A 17,223-nucleotide genomic window follows, 5' to 3' on the forward strand; every position below is an offset into this window, starting at 1 on the left:
TCAGCGGACGTGCATGCAAGTAGGTGAACGAAGTGGAAATGATTCAAATCGTCGGTCTAGGTCTGATGGCAACCGTGCTTATACTCGTCATACGGGAACAAAAGCCGATGTTCGCTTTTTTGCTCGCTGCGTTTACAGGTCTCTTCATCTTCCTGTATTTGATCGGCAAAATCGGAATCGTCATAACCGTGTTGGAGGACCTGGCTAATCGATCGGGTATCCCTTCCATCTACTTGAAGACGGTCTTGAAAATTATCGGAATCGCGTACATCGCAGAGTTTGGAGCTCAAATAGTCAGAGACGCAGGTCAAGAGAGCATCGCTTCAAAAATTGAGTTTGCCGGCAAAATATTTATTCTCGTCATGGCCGTTCCGATTATTAGCGTGATCGTAGAGACCGTCATCGGTCTGCTGCCGGACGGGAGCTGATGCGGATGGTCAAGCATACTCACGTACGAGAAAGGGCCAGACTGCTGCTCGCTATTATTATCGGCACCTTCCTTTTAGCCTTCGTGCCTAATGTAGGCTTTGTGTACGCTTCTAACGCAGAGATGCCTGCCGAGGACCGTTTGTTTGAGCGGGATCAGCTGACGAAGGAGCTTACGACAGAGCAAATAGGCGGTCTGGAGACGGATGCAGTCGAATCGTACTGGAATAAACTGAGGAGCGAATATGGGGGCTTCTTTCCGGAACAACGTATACCTAGCTTTGTGGAAATGATTATTCCGGGCGGCGAGGGCCTTAAGCTGACGGACATGATGAAAGGGTTGTTGAAATACTTTCTGCATGAGGTGCTTTATAACGGGAAGCTGCTCGTCACGATCGTCATGCTGACTGTATTCAGTATGGTGCTTGAAACGCTCCAGAATGCTTTCGAACGCAATGCCGTCAGCAAGGTGGCCTACTCGATTACTTACATGGTGCTGATCATCATAGCTGTAAACAGCTTTAATGTCGCAATCGGCTATGCCAAAGGCGCAGTCGAAAACATGATTCAATTCATGCTCGCCATGGTGCCTCTGCTGCTTACGTTACTCGCTTCGATGGGAAATGTCGTTACTGTATCGGTCCTGCACCCTCTGATCATTTTTATGATTCATGCTGTCGGAACGATCATCTACACGGTTGTGTTTCCGCTCCTTTTCTTCTCGGCCGTGCTCCATATCGCTAGCGCGCTGTCGGAAAAGTTTAAGGTAACCCAGCTGGCAAACCTGCTTCGTACGATTGCGGTCGCCGTAATGGGCGTGTTGATTACGGTATTTCTCGGGGTCATTTCTGTGCAGGGCGCGACCGGGGCCGTCACAGACGGAGTGACCTTGCGGACGGCGAAATTCGTAACCGGCAACTTCGTTCCGGTCGTAGGAAGAATGTTCTCGGATGCGGCCGATACGGTTATATCCGCCTCGATGCTGGCCAAAAATGCGATTGGGCTGGCTGGCGTGATCATCCTGCTGTTTATCAGTGCATTCCCTGCGATTAAAATATTAACGCTGGCACTCATCTACAACGTTTCGGCGGCTGTTATGCAGCCGTTAGGAGAATCGCCGATCGTTACGTGCCTTCAGACGATCGGGAAAACGATGGTTTATGTGTTTGCGGCGCTGGCGGCTGTCAGCCTTATGTTTTTTCTCGCGGTTACGATCATTTTGACTGCCGGAAACGCAGCGCTGATGGTGAGATAAGGAAGGAGACGAACGCTGTGGTTGCTTGGTTAAGCGACTGGCTGCGAGACATCATAGCCGTTATTTTACTGGCGGTGGTCGTCGAACTGCTGCTCCCGAACAAAGCGATGCAGCGGTATGCGCGGCTCGTTGTCGGTTTGTTCATCCTAATGACGATTTTATCGCCCATATTAAAGCTCATGCAAAGCGATATTAGTACGAGGCTGGATAACGGAATGGAGCTGTGGAGCGAGTCTGCCATGAAGCGCGGAGTGCCTATGGCGGGTTTATCTCAAATACAGCGGGACGCGGAGCAGCTGAGCGAGAAACGCAACCTGGAAGCAGCCAAGCTAGCCGAGCGGACGCTGGAGGATTCCATAAAAGCTGAGCTTATCGAGCGTTCTAAGGCTCCGGTTGACAGTGTGGACGCCGTGTTGAAATGGGTCGTAAAGCCGGGGGGGCAGACCCCCTACATTAGTCAGATTATCGTTACTCTTAAATCTGGTAACGGGCAAGATGGAAGGCTGGAGGATACCGCCCCTATGAAAGAGGTGCTGCCCGTAAACATTGCCGTAGAGATCGAACAGATAGGCGGGGAAGGGAAAGTCCCGGCTTCGGGCCCGGAACATTCGGAACGTAAAACAGAGGCGGCAGAGGTCGGGCAGAAGGCGGATGAAGGTTGGACTGGAGCCGATCCCGAAACGACAGCGGCCATTATCGATTTGATCGAAAAAGGCTGGGGCGTAGCTTCTGAGCAAGTTGTCGTTAGACAGCCGTCGCAGCAGAAGCCTTAGCGATAAACGCATAAACGGAAAGGAGGTACGGCGCGGTGGCCAAATGGCTGGAAGGCATAGAATCAGCGGTTGGAGGCGGTCCCGGCGGTCCGAAGCGTGTTCGGACGCTGCGAATTTTGCTAATCGTTGGGGGGATTGGCGCGGCGCTAATGATTATGAATTCATTTCTAACGTATAAAGATGTGGAGCCTTCGGCTCAGGATCCAAATCCGCCGCCGCAGGCCGAAGATGTATGGGCTGGATCGGGAGCGTCTGCCAGCTCGCCATTCGCTGCGATCGAGCAGCCGCTGGAGACGCGGCTGAAGGAAATTTTGGAGAAAATCGTTGGCGTTGGCACGGTTGATGTGCTCGTGACGGTCGATTCGACGGAAGAAACTATATTCGTGCGCAATACACAAGAATCGGAATCGGTACAAGATGAAAACGATCGTAATGGCGGACGGAGACATGTAACGTCTATTACGAAGGACGGACAGGTCGTCCTGTATGAAGTGTCGGGAGAACAGAAGCCGATCATAACCAAAACGATTAACCCGCGTATTCGCGGTATTCTTATAGTCGCCAAGGGCGCTGAAAATGCGACGGTCAGACGTCTCATTGTCAATGCGGTTGAAAAGGGCTTTAATGTGCCGGTTAATCGAATTTCAGTCGTGCCAAGCAAGCAGTAAACTAATATGAATCATTGGGAGGGTGTTCACATGAACACGAAAAGACAAACGGTATGGCTCGTATCAATGCTTAGTTTGATGGTGGTATTGTCGGCTTATTATTTATTTACTCAGGACATCGATTCACCGGAAGTGCTAACGGACGGCTCGCAAACCGAGCAAGCAGCGCAAAATGCGACTGAAGCAGCGACGGATGGCAACGGACTCGTTGTGAACGAGGTACAGCCTGGCGACGATGCTGCCATTAGCGATGCGGAGCTTGAAATCTTGGATCAAATCGATAAGCAAGGCCTTGCGGCGGGCGGCCTGTTCAGCGAGCTGATGGCGAAGCGGGAAATGCAAAATACCGAAGCGGAGAATCGGATTATGGCAGCCATTTCCGAGACGCAAAGCAAGCAAGAGGAATCTGTAGCGGCAATTGCCGAGCTTGAACAGCTTGAAGACAAAACCTCGAAAAAGACAGGCCTGGAGTCAGAGCTCATGAAGCAATATGAAATGGCTTTGATCGATGAAGAGGGCGACCATTTCAAGGTTGTCGTATCGAGCGAGTCGCTGGATAAGAAGCAAGCCGCTGACATTATCAAATTGGTTATGAACACGATGGAAGTTAATGCGAATCAAGTATCCGTCCAATATGTAACGCAATAAGAAACGTTTAACGGTTTGCCCGTTAATGAACCCCTGACGCCGCCAGCTAATTTGCTGGCTGTGACAGGGGTTTTTGGTTCCTGCGGAGGACTGAACAAAAAATGATTCGTGTTCAGGCTTGTTTATGATATAATGTTAAACGTTATGTGAAAGAATTGGATAGATTGGCATTCATACCGTACGAAAAGTACTTTGAAGGCCATTTTGCTATCGTAAATTTAAGGAGTGAAAACATTCATGTTCAAATTGAGCGAGATTAAAGAGTTGATCAAATTGGTTGATCAAACTTCCGTTCATGAGCTGGAAATCGAAAACGAAGGGACTCGCCTGCTCATCCGCAAGCCAGGAAAAACAGAAGTGGTGAATGTGCAAGCGGCCCCAATTACGCATACATACTCGCCTGCACCGCTTCAAGCGGGATCATCGTTTCCTGCTGCTCCGGCTGCGCCGCAGCAAGCGGCTCCTGAGACTGCGCAAACTCTTCCGATCGCGGACAATCTGCATCAAATCGTATCGCCGATGGTAGGCACCTTCTACAGCTCGCCGACTCCGGATGCCAGTGCATTTGTCAAAATTGGAGACCGCGTAAATGAAAAGAGCGTCGTTTGTATCCTTGAGGCGATGAAGCTGATGAATGAGCTCGAAGCTGAAGTGCGCGGAGAAATCGTGGAAATTTTAGTTTCCAACGGCCAGCTCGTCGAATACGGTCAGCCTCTATTTGTTGTAAAACCAGAATAATCGAGCGATAAAGGCTCCGAATAGGGAAACTGACGTTTGAAAGGGGTTCCTACGTGAAATTTCACAAAATATTAATCGCAAATCGCGGCGAAATTGCGGTAAGAATCATTCGTGCTTGCCGAGAACTCGGTATTGGTACGGTTGCCGTTTATTCTGAAGCGGATCGCGACTCGCTGCACGTCCGGTTAGCCGATGAAGCTTACTGCATTGGACCGACGGCATCCAAGGACAGCTATTTAAATTTAACTAACATTATGAGCGTAGCAACAATAACGGAGTGCGATGCCATACATCCCGGCTACGGTTTTCTTGCAGAGAACGCTGATTTCGCTGAAATTTGCGAATCTTGCAACATTACCTTTATCGGTCCATCGCCGGATGCGATCAACCGAATGGGTGATAAGGCGGAAGCCAAGCTAACGATGAAATCGGCCAATGTTCCGATTATTCCGGGCTCTGACGGTCTCGTTGAAAGCATGGACGAGGCGATCAGCATAGCGCGAGAGATCGGATATCCAGTCATTATCAAAGCTACGGCTGGCGGCGGGGGCAAAGGTATTCGTATTGCAGATGACGAAACGATGCTGGTGCAGCAAATTACGACTGCGCAGCAAGAAGCCGAGAAGGCATTTGGCAACGCCGGCGTCTATTTGGAGAAATATTTGACCGGCATGAAGCACGTCGAAATCCAAATCATGGCCGACAAGCACGGGAATGCCGTTCATTTGTTTGAGCGCGATTGCTCTGTACAGCGCAGAAGGCAGAAGCTCGTTGAGGAAGCGCCATGCGTTTCGCTTACGCCGGAGCTTCGCGAGCGTATGGGACAAGCTGCCGTGCGCGCGGCGCTTGCCGTTAATTACTCGGGAGCGGGTACTTTAGAGTTTCTGCTCGGGCCGGACGACAATTTCTATTTCATGGAGATGAACACTCGTATTCAAGTCGAGCATCCCGTAACTGAGATGATTACGAACGTCGATTTAATAAAAGAAATGATTTCGGTGGCAGAAGGCAATCCGCTTTCCTTCGCGCAGAGCGACTTGAAGATCAATGGCTGGTCAATCGAATGCAGGATCAACGCTGAGGATTCCGAACGTAATTTTATGCCGTCGCCCGGACATATCCCGTTCTACCTGCCCCCTGGTGGAGCAGGCGTGCGAGTGGATAGCGCGGTATATCCAGGCTATACGATTTCACCGCATTATGATTCGATGATCGCGAAGCTGATCGTTTGGGGAGCGACTCGCGAGGAAGCGATTGCGAGGATGAAGCGAGCATTGTCCGAATTTGCAATTGAAGGAATACGGACGACGATTCCGTTCCACCTGAAGCTGCTGAACCACTCCAAATTCATCCAAGGAAACTTCGACATTAAGTTCCTTGAAGAGCATGATATTAACGTCCCGGAATAAGCAAACGACAAATTTGTGAACATGCAGTATCGTTTGTCATATTTCATGCCGAATGTTATAGTATATTAACAAGATGCGGTTTATTGCTTGGCTCAAAAGCTGAGTACGCGCAACTTTAAGGAGGTGTACAACCATCATGAGTACGATTGCTGCGGAGTATGAGAAAACGGACATTGGCACCATTCAAATTGCACCTGAAGTCATTGAAGTTATCGCTGGATTGGCTACGATTGAAGTAGAAGGCGTTGCTGGAATGAGCGGAGGATTTGCCGGAGGCATCGTTGAGCTTCTCGGCCGTAAAAATTTATCCAAAGGTGTTAAAGTTGAAGTGGGACAGCGCGAAGCTGCAGTGGATGTTTCCATTATCGTTGAATACGGCAACCGAATTCCGGAAATTGCTTCCGAAATTCAACGCAATGTAAAGCGTTCGATCGAAATGATGACAGGGCTCCACGTTGTTGAAGTGAACGTACATATTCACGATGTACATTTCAAGACGCAAGATAAACCGGAAGAAGAAGATTATCAGCATAGAGTGAAATAATGTAAGATTAATTTAATTCCTTACAACCCCCTCGTGAATGGGCATGCCGCTCGGCGCAAGGGGGTTTTCATTCGGCTTCACAGGAGGAGGCGCAAAGCTTGGTTAAAGTTGTGGACAAGCTGCTTTTGTTTTTGTACAGCATTGTAATCGGATGCTTATCCGTTTTCCTGCTTATCTTAGGATTCGGCGGAATTTCAAGAGATCTAATGTCTGATTTGATCGTCGATTTATATCGGCTCGATTCCTTGCAAATTACGGTTGCTGTAACGGGCGTCATCCTATTAGTGCTGAGCTTGCGATTTTTCATTGTCTCGCTGCAGCGAGGAACCGCATCTGCTCCGTCGATTGATCAACGAACCGACTTCGGCGATATCCGAATTTCTATTGAAACGATTGAAAACTTGGCGCTTAAAGCAGCCTCCCGCCAACGCGGAGTGAAAGATTTGCGCGCGCGTATACGGGCAACCGACGCTGGACTAGATATTGTTATCCGTGCAGTGGTCGACGGCGAAAGCTCCATTCCTGTCTTAACGGAAGAGATTCAACGCGTTGTCAAAGAGCATGTAGAGGACATTGCCGGTATACCGGTGACCAACGTTTCGGTGTACGTTGCGAACATCATCCAAACAGGTACGTTTAAGAGTCGCGTGGAATAGAGGTGGGTTTGCCAATGTGGAGGGAATTCTGGGCCATCTATGGAAAGCGTGCAGCAGGTGCTGCAACGGGACTATTTTTCGGTTTGTTATACTTGTTTGTCGGTTTTTGGGATATGCTCTTTGTAGGGCTGCTTGTCTCAATCGGTTACTGGATCGGCATGCAAAAGGAATTAAACAGCGGACCTATCTTCCCTTGGCAGCGGCTTTGGTATACGTTGTTAGAGAGATTTCGTCCGTTCAAATGATCCTGTGGTCTCCTCCGTACTCCGTATTCCGGATAGCCGCTTATTCGGGGCAGGGAGGAGATCATAGGTTTTTTTTGAGATAGAAGGCAGTGCAAGCGCAATTCATTATATTCGGCATTCATGCTGCCGCGGAGGTCATATGAAACGAAGATTAGCACGGGAAATAGCAATTTCAAGCTTGTATCAAATGGAAATGAATGAGGTTTCGGCTTCAGAGGCGGTCGATATGCTGATGGACGAGCTCCGTCAAGACAATGAAATTGGCGCCGATCCTTCCGAGATAGGCAGCACGGATGAGTTTGCCCGAGAGCTTGTTCAAGGTGTTTTAGAGCACAAGCAGGCGATTGACGGCATGCTTCAGCAATTTTTGACGGGGTGGCAGGTGGATCGTCTATCGCGGGTCGATCGCCAAGTGCTAAGATTGGCATGCTACGAAATGGTATTCCGTGACGATGTTCCGCCTAAAGCTACCATCAATGAAGCCATTGAATTGGCGAAGCATTTCGGCTTTGAAGAGTCAGGGAAATTCGTTAACGGCGTGCTTGGGAAGCTATTTCTAGAAATCAATGAACTGAAATCTTAATGAACTGACAGGAAAGTGATTTTTCCATAGACGCAAAAGGAGACTGGAGCTATGTGTGCACAAATTATTGAAGGCAAAAAAATATCTGACCTCATTCGCGGGGAAATGATTACGGAGACGGCGTCCCTCAAAGCTAAAGGAATCGTTCCTGGTCTTGCGGTCGTTCTTGTAGGAGAAGATCCTGCATCAAAGGTTTACGTTGGCTCGAAGGAAAAGGCTTGCCAGCAGCTTGGATTTTACTCGGAGGTACACCGTTTATCCGCTGAAACCAGTGAAGAACAATTACTTGCTGTTATCGACCGCTTGAATAATCAATCCACGATAAACGGCATCCTTGTTCAATTACCGCTTCCAAAGCATATTAACGAGAAAGCCGTTATTGATGCGATTCGCGTTGAGAAAGACGTTGACGGTTTCCATCCCGAGAGTGTCGGTAACTTAGTCATTGGAGATGACAGCTTGCTTCCTTGCACGCCAGCGGGTGTGATTGAGCTGATTAAGCGGAGCGGTTCTGATATTTCCGGCAAGCATGCCGTCGTTATCGGCAGAAGCAATATCGTCGGCAAGCCGGTAGCCATGCTGCTGCTTCGCGAGAATGCGACGGTTACAATTTGTCATTCGCGTACGGCGAACATGGAAGAGATCGCAAAGCAGGCTGATATCTTAGTCGTAGCAATCGGCAAGACTAAGGCGATTGACAGCAGGTTCGTAAAGCCTGGAGCAATTGTCATCGATGTTGGAATAAACCGGTTACCGGACGGCAAGCTGGCAGGAGATGTCGACTATGAGGATTGTCTTGAAACAGCCGGATCTATCACTCCGGTACCAGGCGGGGTTGGCCCGATGACGATTACGATGCTAATGAAAAACACGATTACAGCGGCAAAACGGGCAAATGGAATCAAGGAGTGACGTTGGCATGGCGGATCAGCCTCGTATCTATTCCATAAAAGAGCTTAATCGATATATTCGAATGAAGCTGGAAACGGATTCTTTGCTGGGCGACGTATGGCTGCGCGGCGAAATTTCAAATTTTACGCATCATTCAAGCGGGCATATGTATTTCACCCTAAAGGATAGCGATAGCAAGCTGAAAAGTATTATGTTCGCTTCTCATAATCAACGGCTGCCGTTCAATCCGAAGGAAGGCACAAAGGTTATTGCACGCGGTAACATATCGGTCTATGAACGCGATGGTAATTATCAATTTTATGTGACTGCGATGCAGCCGGATGGAATTGGAAGCTTATATCTCGCCTATGAACAGTTAAAAGGCAAGCTTGAGGCTGAAGGTTTGTTTGCCGCCGCACGCAAGCGGCCTATCCCGCGTTTTCCGCGTGCAGTCGGCGTAATCACCTCGCCGACGGGAGCGGCCGTGCGCGATATTATCATTACGCTGCAACGACGTTATCCTTCGGTTCCCATATACATATTTCCCGTTCTCGTTCAAGGAACGCAGGCAGCTCCTTCGATTGTGAAAGCGATAGAGGCGGTGAACCGTTTCGGCGAAGCTGACGTATTAATCGTAGGCCGCGGCGGAGGTTCTCTCGAGGAGCTATGGGCATTTAATGAAGAATCGGTAGCTCGCAGCATTGCCGGATCCGCGATTCCTATTATAAGCGCGGTCGGGCATGAAACGGATTTCACGATTGCTGATTTCGTGGCTGATTTGCGAGCGGCCACGCCCACAGCGGCGGCAGAGCTTGCGGTACCGAATGTATCGGAATTGCATAATCAGCTGCAGCGCCAGAAGCAGCGGCTCATTCATGGTATGCGCCACCTCGTACAGGATGACAAGGAGAAGCTTCAACGCATTCAACGTTCTCCGTTTTTCCTATATCCGCGCAAGTACTTGCTGGAGCAGGCTCAACAGCTGGATCGTCTGACTGAGCAGCTTGTACAACGGGCGCGGACCCTTTCGGAGCGCGGTTATTCCAGGCTTTCTCGGCTGCAAGCATCCTTAGCGGGACATCATCCGGGGGAAAGAGCCGTTTTAGCAGCCAAACGGCGGGAAGCTGCAACTAAACAGCTGAAGCAAGCGATGGTTAATGCACTTAAAGAAAAAAAACATAACCTGCATAGTGCAATAAAGCAATTAGATGCCTTAAGTCCGCTTAAGGTCATGTCCCGAGGTTATGGCCTCATATATGACGAACAGGAAAAAAAATTAATTAAAACGATTACCGATGTGCAGCCCGGAGACGTCCTTAAGGTGAAGGTAGCGGACGGTCAGTTGGACTGCCTAGTACGGTCAATGAGGGGAGATCAAATCGATGGAAGCAACGAATAACAGCGAACTTACTTTTGAGCAAGCGATGGTACGCTTAGATTCGATCGTATCGAGGCTTGAGAACGGTGATGTACCTCTGGAGACGGCAATTGAATTATTTCAAGAAGGAATGAAGCTGTCGCAGCTTTGCGGAGGCAAGCTGGAGCAAGTAGAGCGGAAAATCGAATTGCTGATCGAGACGGAACAGGGCTTCCAGAAAAAACCGTTTGCGCCGGTAAACGAGGATAAAGGGGAATAAGCTTGAACGAGAGGGTAGCTATTAAAGGATATTTAACGCAATGCGCGGAGCTGACGGAAACTGCGCTGAAACGGTCGATTCCAGCCGTTTGGGACGTTCCGGAACGTTTGAGGGAAGCGATGCTTTACTCGCTGGAAGCAGGAGGCAAGCGGCTTCGGCCAGCGCTAATTCTTTCGGCTGCGGAAGCAGTATTTGGCAAGACGTCAGCCTTTAATGCCGCTCTTCCGGTAGCATGCGCAGTTGAATTTATACACACGTATTCCTTGATCCATGATGATTTGCCAGCTATGGATAACGATGATTTTCGCAGAGGGAAGCCGACTAACCATAAAGTGTTTGGTGAAGCTATGGCGATTCTTGCCGGTGATGCGCTTCTCACGCATGCATTTCATCTGATTCCGCAAGCGGCCAGACAGGGCGGCATAAGTGCTGAGGTTGCGCTAGCCATTGTCGAGGATTTGGCGAGGCTGGCAGGGGCGCCAGGGATGGTTGGCGGTCAAGTGGCAGACATGCTCGGTGAGCAAGGCATTACTTCCATAAGCGAGCTGGAATATATTCACCTTCACAAAACGAGTGATTTGATCGTATTTTCCGTCACTGCAGGCGGGCGTATTGGCGGGGCTACTCAAAAGCAGATTGAACTGCTCGCTAGATTTGGACGTAATATTGGCTTAGCCTTTCAAATTCAGGACGATATTTTGGATTTGATTGGAGACGAGCAGAAGTTAGGCAAGAAGACGAACAGCGATGTACAGCAAAACAAAGTAACTTATCCGTATCTTATCGGGTTGGAAGAGAGTAAAGCTCAAGTCGAACGATTGACCCAAGAGGCGAAATCAGCTGTGCTGGAAGCCGGTTTTCAAGATCCGCTGCGGTTATTGGAAATTGCCGATTATCTTGTACAGCGCGATCATTAAAGCTGGAACAACAGCCTGATTGGTTGGGAAAAAAAGCGCAGTATGCTATAATAGGAAAAATGTTGATGTTTATGGGACGTCTTTTTACAGACTGTCCGCGAAAGCGAGGAAAGTAACGTGCTGCTTGACCAGATTAACGGACCTCAAGATTTGAAAGCTTTGACAACCGCTCAGCTAGAGCAACTGGCCGCTGAAATCCGTCAGTTTCTTATTGAGAAGCTTTCCGTTACGGGTGGTCATCTCGCTCCAAATTTGGGAGTCGTAGAGCTGACCCTAGCCATGCATTATTTATTTAATAGTCCTGATGATAAATTTATTTTTGACGTGGGCCATCAATCCTATGTCCATAAAATTTTGACCGGCCGCAAGGATCGGTTTGATACGTTGCGCAAATATAAAGGACTATGCGGCTTCGTGAAGCGTTCCGAGAGCGAGCATGACGTGTGGGAAGCCGGGCATAGCAGTACTTCACTATCCGCCGCAATGGGAATGGCGCTTGCCCGCGATCTGAAGGGTGACAGCAATCGAGTCGTTGCAGTTATTGGGGATGGCGCTCTAACCGGAGGCATGGCTTTGGAGGCACTTAACCATATCGGGCACGAGAAGAAAAATTTAATGGTCATCTTGAATGATAACGAAATGTCCATTGCGCCGAACGTGGGTGCGTTACACCATTATTTAGGGAAAATCCGGACGGATCGGCATTATCAGAAAGCGAAAGACGATCTACAGCAATTGCTGAACAAAATTCCAGCAATCGGCGGGAAGCTGGCTAGGACTGCTGAGCGTTTTAAGGACAGCTTGAAATATTTACTCGTTAGCGGTATTTTATTCGAGCAGTTTGGCTTTACTTATTTGGGTCCTGTGGACGGCCATGATTTGGAACAGGTGCTGGATATTATGAAGCAGGCGGATCAGGTACAGGGTCCGGTACTTGTTCATGTTCTTACTGTCAAAGGAAAGGGCTATTCACCCGCTGAAGCCGATTCCTTCAAGTGGCATGGAATTACTCCCTATAAGATCGAGTCCGGTCAAGTGGTGAAGGCCGTCGGCCCTCCCGTGTATACAGATGTATTCGGCGAGATGTTAATTGAGCTTGCGGAGAAGGACGAGCGAATCATCGCTGTGACGCCTGCAATGCCGGGCGGTTCCGGCTTGTTAAAATTCGCCGCAAGATTTCCGAATCGAATGATTGACGTAGGGATTGCAGAGCAGCATGCGGCTACTATGTCAGCTGCACTTGCGATGGAGGGCCTGAAGCCGGTATTTGCGGTGTATTCAACCTTCCTGCAAAGAGCGTATGATCAAGTTGTGCATGATATATGCCGACAGAACCTGAATGTCATTTTTGCGATTGATCGAGCAGGCTTTGTGGGTCCGGATGGCGAAACCCATCACGGTGTTTATGATATTTCCTTTTTAAGGCATATCCCGAATTTAGTTATCATGATGCCAAAGGATGAAAATGAACTGAGACAAATGCTTAAAACCGCCATTGATTATAATGACGGTCCGATAGCCGTGCGTTATCCGCGCATTGCGGGCTTAGGCGTCGAAATGGACCCGAATCCGCAGGCGTTGCCGATCGGCACGTGGGAAACGGTTCGCGAGGGAGAGTCCGGTGTTATATTGGCTATCGGCCCTATGATTCAGGTTGCTGAGGAAGCTGCAGAGCTTTTGAAGCGTGAAGGATTAAATGTACAAATTGTTAATGCGCGATTCATAAAGCCGCTTGATGAGCACATGCTGTTATCGCTTGCTGCAGAAGGCAAAAACATGATCGTGCTGGAGGAGGGCTCGGAGCTAGGCGGTTTCGGCAGTTCTGTCCTTGAATTTTATTCACTCAATGGTATTTACGGTCTTCCCGTGCGTATAATTGGTGTTCCCGATCTATTTGTCGAGCATGGAACGATCAAGGAGCAAAGGCATGAAATCGGTTTAACGGCCGAGAGAGTCGCTGCCGAGCTTAAATCAATGCTGCCGCGCCGCATAAAGCGAGTAACGGGACAGCAATAGTTGCTGAAGGAGAAAGATGACAACGACAGTTAAAGAGCGAATTGATGTGCTGCTGGTTGAGCGCGGTTTTTTTGAAAGCAGAGAGAAGGCGAAGGCAGCTTTGATGGCAGGGCTCGTGTTAGTCGATAACGAGCCCGTAGACAAAAGCGGCATGAAGGTTTCGCGAGCGGCGGATATCAAGGTGAAGGGCGCTTTACACCCCTACGTCAGCCGCGGCGGCTTAAAGCTGGAGAAGGCCATTCGTTCATTTGGTATCGATGTAACAGGCCGCGTCATGCTTGATATCGGTGCGTCTACCGGCGGATTTACGGATTGCGCATTGCAAAATGGTGCTTCGTACGTATATGCGATCGATGTCGGATACAATCAGTTAGATTGGTCTCTACGGCAGGATGAACGTGTGAATGTGATGGAACGTACGAATTTTCGCTATACGCAGCCTTCAGATTTAATCGGTCCTGCACCGACTTTCGCCACTATCGATGTTTCATTCATTTCATTGAAGCTTATCCTGCCCGCATTATCTACTTTGCTTTCGGTAGATTCCGGCATCGTAGCGCTCATCAAACCGCAGTTTGAAGCTGGAAGGGAAAAGGTCGGGAAATCAGGCGTCGTTCGTGATTCTTCGGTGCATAAAAATGTATTGAAGACGTTATTATCCGCTGCGGCCGAGCTAGGGTATTCCTTGCAAAACTTAACGTTCTCGCCCATTACGGGAGGAGAAGGCAATATCGAGTTTTTAGCTTATTGGACGTGGACGGCAAAGCCGAATGAAAATGTACCTGCTGAAGCAGAAATCGAACGAATCGTTGAATTAGCTAATCAAACCTTTAAAGCTGGAAAATAAAAAAGTGAACAAGAAGGGTGCCGTACAGTTTTTTATAACTGCAGGGGCATCTTTTTTCTTTACATCAGCATAAACAATTTGCTAAAATGTAAGAAACCAAACAAACGTTCGCTTTTGAGCGTGACAGGAATTTGCCCCCAGTATGGCGAACGATTAAGGAATAAGAAACCATTAGCGAAATGGGGGAGCTTATGGATACGTACGGTGATTGGTTGATTATGCTGCTCGCAGGCATTGTGTTAGCGATATGGATGCTTCGAGCATTTTATCGTTGGCTGCATGAGCCTGCAAGCGTTAATCGACTAAAGCTAGGCAAAGGCGGCGAGCTTAAACCTGATGATGAGAATATACTGCTGCTTGAACGCGCTGGCTATGAAGTGAGCTCCGGCAAGCATTTAGTGCCGATCCCTATTCTTTTAGATGACGTGCCGCTTGGTAAGGGCAGTCGATTATATATTGATTATATTGCGGAGAAGGATAAAAGCATGTATATCGTAAAGACTGCGCGTGACCGAATGCCGATGGATTGGTCGGCAAGCGGAGTAAGGGACAGGCTGCTCGTTTATTCCTTGTTATTGCCAGAATGTGCAGGCGTATTATTCGTAGATGCTAAGGATAAGGTTATACGCAAGATTACTTTTCACATCGCAGACTAATTAGTCATGGAGGGTTTATATGAAGGGTATCCGTCAATATAGAATTAAAGAAATTATTACGAATCATGCGATTGAGACGCAGGAAGAACTTGTAGAAGCGCTGCGTGCTGGCGGCTTGCAAGTGACACAGGCTACCGTATCGAGGGATATGAAGGAACTGATGCTAATAAAGGTGCCTGCAGGTGAAGGGAAATATAAATATTCAATTCCACAGGAGCATCAACGTCAAAATCCGATTCACAAGCTTAAGCGTGCCTTGCTTGATCATTTTGTACATATTGACTTTACAGATAATTTAGTCGTCATGAAATGCTTGCCTGGAACTGCAAATGCAATCGGAGCCTTACTTGATAATATGGAGTGGCCGGAAGTGATGGGTACCATTTGCGGCGACGATACGATATTGATGATATGCCGCACCAAGAAGCAAAGCGGAGAAGTTGTCGAGCGGTTGCTCGAGCTATTGAACTAAGGAGGATTCGGCCATGCTGCGTGAGCTATCTATAAGGAATTTAGCGGTGATTGAAGAAGTAAACGTTACTTTTCATCATGGATTTCATGTGTTAACAGGGGAGACGGGTGCAGGTAAATCGATTTTGATCGATGCATTAAGTTTAGTTGTTGGCGGCAGAGGCTCTGCAGACATGGTACGGTACGGCTGTGACAAGGCTGAGATGGAAGCCTTGTTCGATTTGCCTCTGGGTCATCCGGTGTGGAAGGTGCTGAATAAGCTGGGTGTAAATTCCTCTTCTGAGGAGATGCTCGTTATAAGGCGGGAGCTGTCATCCTATGGGAAGAGCAGCAGCCGAGTGAACGGTCAGCTTGTCACGATGACCATGCTGCGTGAAATAGGAGAATATCTGGTGAACATTCACGGGCAGCATGAGCATCAGTCCTTGCTGCGGACGGAGCAGCATTTGGAGTGGCTGGACTTGTTTGCAGGCGATTTGCTAATCGAGCGGAAGCAAAATTACCGCGCCGTTTTCAGTCAACTGCAGCAAGCTAGAACCTCTTTGCGCGAGCTGGAAAATTCAGCAAGGCATAACGTTCAAATGCTTGATTTGTATCGATTCCAGATCGAAGAAATATCAAGTGCGCAATTGAAGCCGCTTGAGGACGAATTACTTACGGAGCAGCGGCGCAAGCTAATGTATGCAGGCAAAAGAATGGATGCCGTCTCCGAAGCCTATTCTCTGCTTTATGACGGGAAAGGCTTGGATGCAGTAAGCAAGGCAATCACAAAACTTACAGACATCCAGTCTTATGACGCGGTGAAGCTCAGTCCGCTTTTGGAGCAATTGCAATCAGCTTTTTATCAAGCAGAGGATGCTGCTTTTCAATTGAGGGATTACCGTGATGGAATAGAATCTGATCCGGAGCTGCTTTCGCAGGTTGACGATCGGCTTGATTTGATTAATGGCTTAAAGCGTAAGTATGGAGAAACGATTCCGGATATATTAAGTTATTTGCAGCGAACGACAGTAGATCGCGACAAGATCGAGAATCGGGATCAGCTTCTTGAGGAGCTGCGCTTAGAGGAAAGCCGTCTATACGAACAGGCATTGGAATTAGCGATGGAATTGTCGCAGCTTCGAGAGCATGCCTCTATACGTTTGTCAGAGGCAATTGAAAAGGAGCTGGGGCAGCTTCAAATGTCCGCCGCCAAGTTTCGTGTGCAAATTGATCAATCGATAGCCGGAACAGTTGAAGAAGATCGTCCCCGATTACATGCGAATGGCATGGATGAAGCGATTTTCATGCTGTCGACCAATCCTGGAGAGCCTTTGAAACCGTTAAGCAAAATTGCGTCCGGCGGAGAAATGTCACGAATAATGCTTGCGCTCAAAAGTATTTTCGCTGAGATTGATCAAGTTCCGGTTCTTATATTCGATGAAGTCGATACCGGCGTAAGCGGTCGTGCAGCACAAGCAATCGCGGAGAAGATGTCGCAGCTGGCTGCGAGATGTCAAGTATTCTCGATCACACACTTGCCGCAGGTAGCTTGTATGGCGGATCATCATTACGAAATAAGCAAGCAGGTTGTCGGAGCGCGTACGTCTACATCAGTTGCAGAATTGATTGGAAACATTCGAATCGAAGAGCTTGCCCGTATGTTAGGCGGAGTGGAAGTAACGGAAAAAACAAGGCATCACGCACAAGAAATGCTTGATTTAGCGCATAGACAGAAGGGGGCGTAATGGAAGCCATTCAGGGAATGTTTTTGCGGACATAAAACAAACAGGTCGGGGTAACTTAAAGGTACGCCAATGGCGATAAAGCCTTCTACGTCATGCGATGGAATTACAGGGAGCGT

At 48.6% G+C, this 17,223-nt stretch carries 20 protein-coding genes; all 20 read left to right on the plus strand.

The genetic code is table 11. The features are described 5' to 3' along the window. The first annotated feature begins 32 nt into the window (after positions 1 to 32). The 20 genes from spoIIIAD to recN all read left to right on the plus strand — a co-directional run bounded on the left by spoIIIAD (position 33) and on the right by recN (position 17,107). Positions 33 to 428, plus strand: a complete 396-nt coding sequence (gene spoIIIAD, locus L1N85_RS03545; protein WP_235234795.1) for a stage III sporulation protein AD — start codon at positions 33 to 35, stop codon at positions 426 to 428. A gap of 5 nt (positions 429 to 433) precedes the next feature. Further along, entirely contained in the window at positions 434 to 1,681 is a 1,248-nt protein-coding gene (spoIIIAE, locus tag L1N85_RS03550; RefSeq protein WP_235234796.1) for a stage III sporulation protein AE, read from the plus strand. 17 nt (positions 1,682 to 1,698) lie between these two features. Then, on the plus strand, positions 1,699 to 2,454 hold the full coding sequence (gene spoIIIAF / locus L1N85_RS03555; protein ID WP_235234797.1) for a stage III sporulation protein AF: 756 nt from the start codon (positions 1,699 to 1,701) through the stop codon (positions 2,452 to 2,454). Positions 2,455 to 2,489: 35 nt separating this feature from the next. Next, positions 2,490 to 3,122 (plus strand): stage III sporulation protein AG, encoded by a 633-nt coding sequence (gene spoIIIAG, locus L1N85_RS03560; RefSeq protein ID WP_235234798.1) that lies wholly within the window; start codon positions 2,490 to 2,492, stop codon positions 3,120 to 3,122. 30 nt (positions 3,123 to 3,152) lie between these two features. Beyond that, on the plus strand, positions 3,153 to 3,770 hold the full coding sequence (locus tag L1N85_RS03565) for a SpoIIIAH-like family protein (RefSeq protein WP_235234799.1): 618 nt from the start codon (positions 3,153 to 3,155) through the stop codon (positions 3,768 to 3,770). A 237-nt stretch (positions 3,771 to 4,007) separates the two neighbouring features. Continuing rightward, positions 4,008 to 4,508 (plus strand): acetyl-CoA carboxylase biotin carboxyl carrier protein, encoded by a 501-nt coding sequence (gene accB / locus L1N85_RS03570; RefSeq protein WP_235234800.1) that lies wholly within the window; start codon positions 4,008 to 4,010, stop codon positions 4,506 to 4,508. A 53-nt stretch (positions 4,509 to 4,561) separates the two neighbouring features. Further along, entirely contained in the window at positions 4,562 to 5,917 is a 1,356-nt protein-coding gene (gene accC / locus L1N85_RS03575) for an acetyl-CoA carboxylase biotin carboxylase subunit (protein ID WP_235234801.1), read from the plus strand. Between the two features lie 136 nt (positions 5,918 to 6,053). Beyond that, positions 6,054 to 6,461, plus strand: coding sequence for an Asp23/Gls24 family envelope stress response protein (locus L1N85_RS03580; protein ID WP_235234802.1), 408 nt, complete (start codon positions 6,054 to 6,056; stop codon positions 6,459 to 6,461). A gap of 98 nt (positions 6,462 to 6,559) precedes the next feature. After that, entirely contained in the window at positions 6,560 to 7,117 is a 558-nt protein-coding gene (gene amaP / locus L1N85_RS03585; RefSeq protein ID WP_235234803.1) for an alkaline shock response membrane anchor protein AmaP, read from the plus strand. A 14-nt stretch (positions 7,118 to 7,131) separates the two neighbouring features. Further along, entirely contained in the window at positions 7,132 to 7,362 is a 231-nt protein-coding gene (locus L1N85_RS03590) for a DUF2273 domain-containing protein (RefSeq protein ID WP_235234804.1), read from the plus strand. A 139-nt stretch (positions 7,363 to 7,501) separates the two neighbouring features. Beyond that, a complete protein-coding gene (gene nusB / locus L1N85_RS03595; RefSeq protein WP_235234805.1) occupies positions 7,502 to 7,945 on the plus strand; it encodes a transcription antitermination factor NusB in 444 nt (147 codons plus the stop codon). 51 nt (positions 7,946 to 7,996) lie between these two features. Further along, positions 7,997 to 8,857 (plus strand): bifunctional methylenetetrahydrofolate dehydrogenase/methenyltetrahydrofolate cyclohydrolase FolD, encoded by an 861-nt coding sequence (gene folD, locus L1N85_RS03600; RefSeq protein WP_235234806.1) that lies wholly within the window; start codon positions 7,997 to 7,999, stop codon positions 8,855 to 8,857. Between the two features lie 7 nt (positions 8,858 to 8,864). Next, a complete protein-coding gene (xseA, locus tag L1N85_RS03605) occupies positions 8,865 to 10,235 on the plus strand; it encodes an exodeoxyribonuclease VII large subunit (RefSeq protein ID WP_235234807.1) in 1,371 nt (456 codons plus the stop codon). Continuing rightward, a complete protein-coding gene (gene xseB / locus L1N85_RS03610) occupies positions 10,219 to 10,473 on the plus strand; it encodes an exodeoxyribonuclease VII small subunit (protein ID WP_235234808.1) in 255 nt (84 codons plus the stop codon). Before xseA ends, xseB begins: the two co-directional genes overlap by 17 nt. Positions 10,474 to 10,475: 2 nt before the next feature. After that, the gene (locus tag L1N85_RS03615) at positions 10,476 to 11,390 is read left to right on the plus strand and encodes a polyprenyl synthetase family protein (RefSeq protein WP_407946312.1); all 915 of its coding nucleotides are present in this window, start codon (positions 10,476 to 10,478) and stop codon (positions 11,388 to 11,390) included. Positions 11,391 to 11,507: 117 nt separating this feature from the next. Next, positions 11,508 to 13,406 (plus strand): 1-deoxy-D-xylulose-5-phosphate synthase, encoded by a 1,899-nt coding sequence (dxs, locus tag L1N85_RS03620; RefSeq protein WP_235234809.1) that lies wholly within the window; start codon positions 11,508 to 11,510, stop codon positions 13,404 to 13,406. Between the two features lie 16 nt (positions 13,407 to 13,422). After that, positions 13,423 to 14,253: a TlyA family RNA methyltransferase gene (locus L1N85_RS03625; RefSeq protein WP_235234810.1), complete on the plus strand. Its 831-nt coding sequence runs from the start codon at positions 13,423 to 13,425 to the stop codon at positions 14,251 to 14,253. Between the two features lie 191 nt (positions 14,254 to 14,444). Beyond that, complete coding sequence (locus L1N85_RS03630) at positions 14,445 to 14,909, plus strand: hypothetical protein (RefSeq protein WP_235234811.1); 465 nt, start codon at positions 14,445 to 14,447, stop codon at positions 14,907 to 14,909. A gap of 19 nt (positions 14,910 to 14,928) precedes the next feature. Then, the gene (ahrC, locus tag L1N85_RS03635; RefSeq protein WP_235234812.1) at positions 14,929 to 15,381 is read left to right on the plus strand and encodes a transcriptional regulator AhrC/ArgR; all 453 of its coding nucleotides are present in this window, start codon (positions 14,929 to 14,931) and stop codon (positions 15,379 to 15,381) included. A 13-nt stretch (positions 15,382 to 15,394) separates the two neighbouring features. Further along, a complete protein-coding gene (gene recN, locus L1N85_RS03640) occupies positions 15,395 to 17,107 on the plus strand; it encodes a DNA repair protein RecN (RefSeq protein WP_235234813.1) in 1,713 nt (570 codons plus the stop codon). Positions 17,108 to 17,223: the final 116 nt, after the last annotated feature.

It is taken from the genome of Paenibacillus alkaliterrae (assembly GCF_021532375.1).
Taxonomy (GTDB): domain Bacteria; phylum Bacillota; class Bacilli; order Paenibacillales; family Paenibacillaceae; genus Pristimantibacillus; species Pristimantibacillus alkaliterrae.

Bases quoted from the DNA above. Each gene is read 5' to 3' on its own strand.
- spoIIIAE (WP_235234796.1), top strand. From the start codon at position 434: ATGGTCAAGCATACTCACGTACGAGAAAGGGCCAGACTGCTGCTCGCT.
- L1N85_RS03565 (WP_235234799.1), top strand. From the start codon at position 3,153: ATGAACACGAAAAGACAAACGGTATGGCTCGTATCAATGCTTAGTTTG.
- accB (WP_235234800.1), top strand. From the start codon at position 4,008: ATGTTCAAATTGAGCGAGATTAAAGAGTTGATCAAATTGGTTGATCAA.
- L1N85_RS03580 (WP_235234802.1), top strand. From the start codon at position 6,054: ATGAGTACGATTGCTGCGGAGTATGAGAAAACGGACATTGGCACCATT.
- L1N85_RS03590 (WP_235234804.1), top strand. From the start codon at position 7,132: ATGTGGAGGGAATTCTGGGCCATCTATGGAAAGCGTGCAGCAGGTGCT.
- nusB (WP_235234805.1), top strand. From the start codon at position 7,502: ATGAAACGAAGATTAGCACGGGAAATAGCAATTTCAAGCTTGTATCAA.
- folD (WP_235234806.1), top strand. From the start codon at position 7,997: ATGTGTGCACAAATTATTGAAGGCAAAAAAATATCTGACCTCATTCGC.
- xseA (WP_235234807.1), top strand. From the start codon at position 8,865: ATGGCGGATCAGCCTCGTATCTATTCCATAAAAGAGCTTAATCGATAT.
- xseB (WP_235234808.1), top strand. From the start codon at position 10,219: ATGGAAGCAACGAATAACAGCGAACTTACTTTTGAGCAAGCGATGGTA.
- L1N85_RS03625 (WP_235234810.1), top strand. From the start codon at position 13,423: ATGACAACGACAGTTAAAGAGCGAATTGATGTGCTGCTGGTTGAGCGC.
- L1N85_RS03630 (WP_235234811.1), top strand. From the start codon at position 14,445: ATGGATACGTACGGTGATTGGTTGATTATGCTGCTCGCAGGCATTGTG.
- ahrC (WP_235234812.1), top strand. From the start codon at position 14,929: ATGAAGGGTATCCGTCAATATAGAATTAAAGAAATTATTACGAATCAT.
- recN (WP_235234813.1), top strand. From the start codon at position 15,395: ATGCTGCGTGAGCTATCTATAAGGAATTTAGCGGTGATTGAAGAAGTA.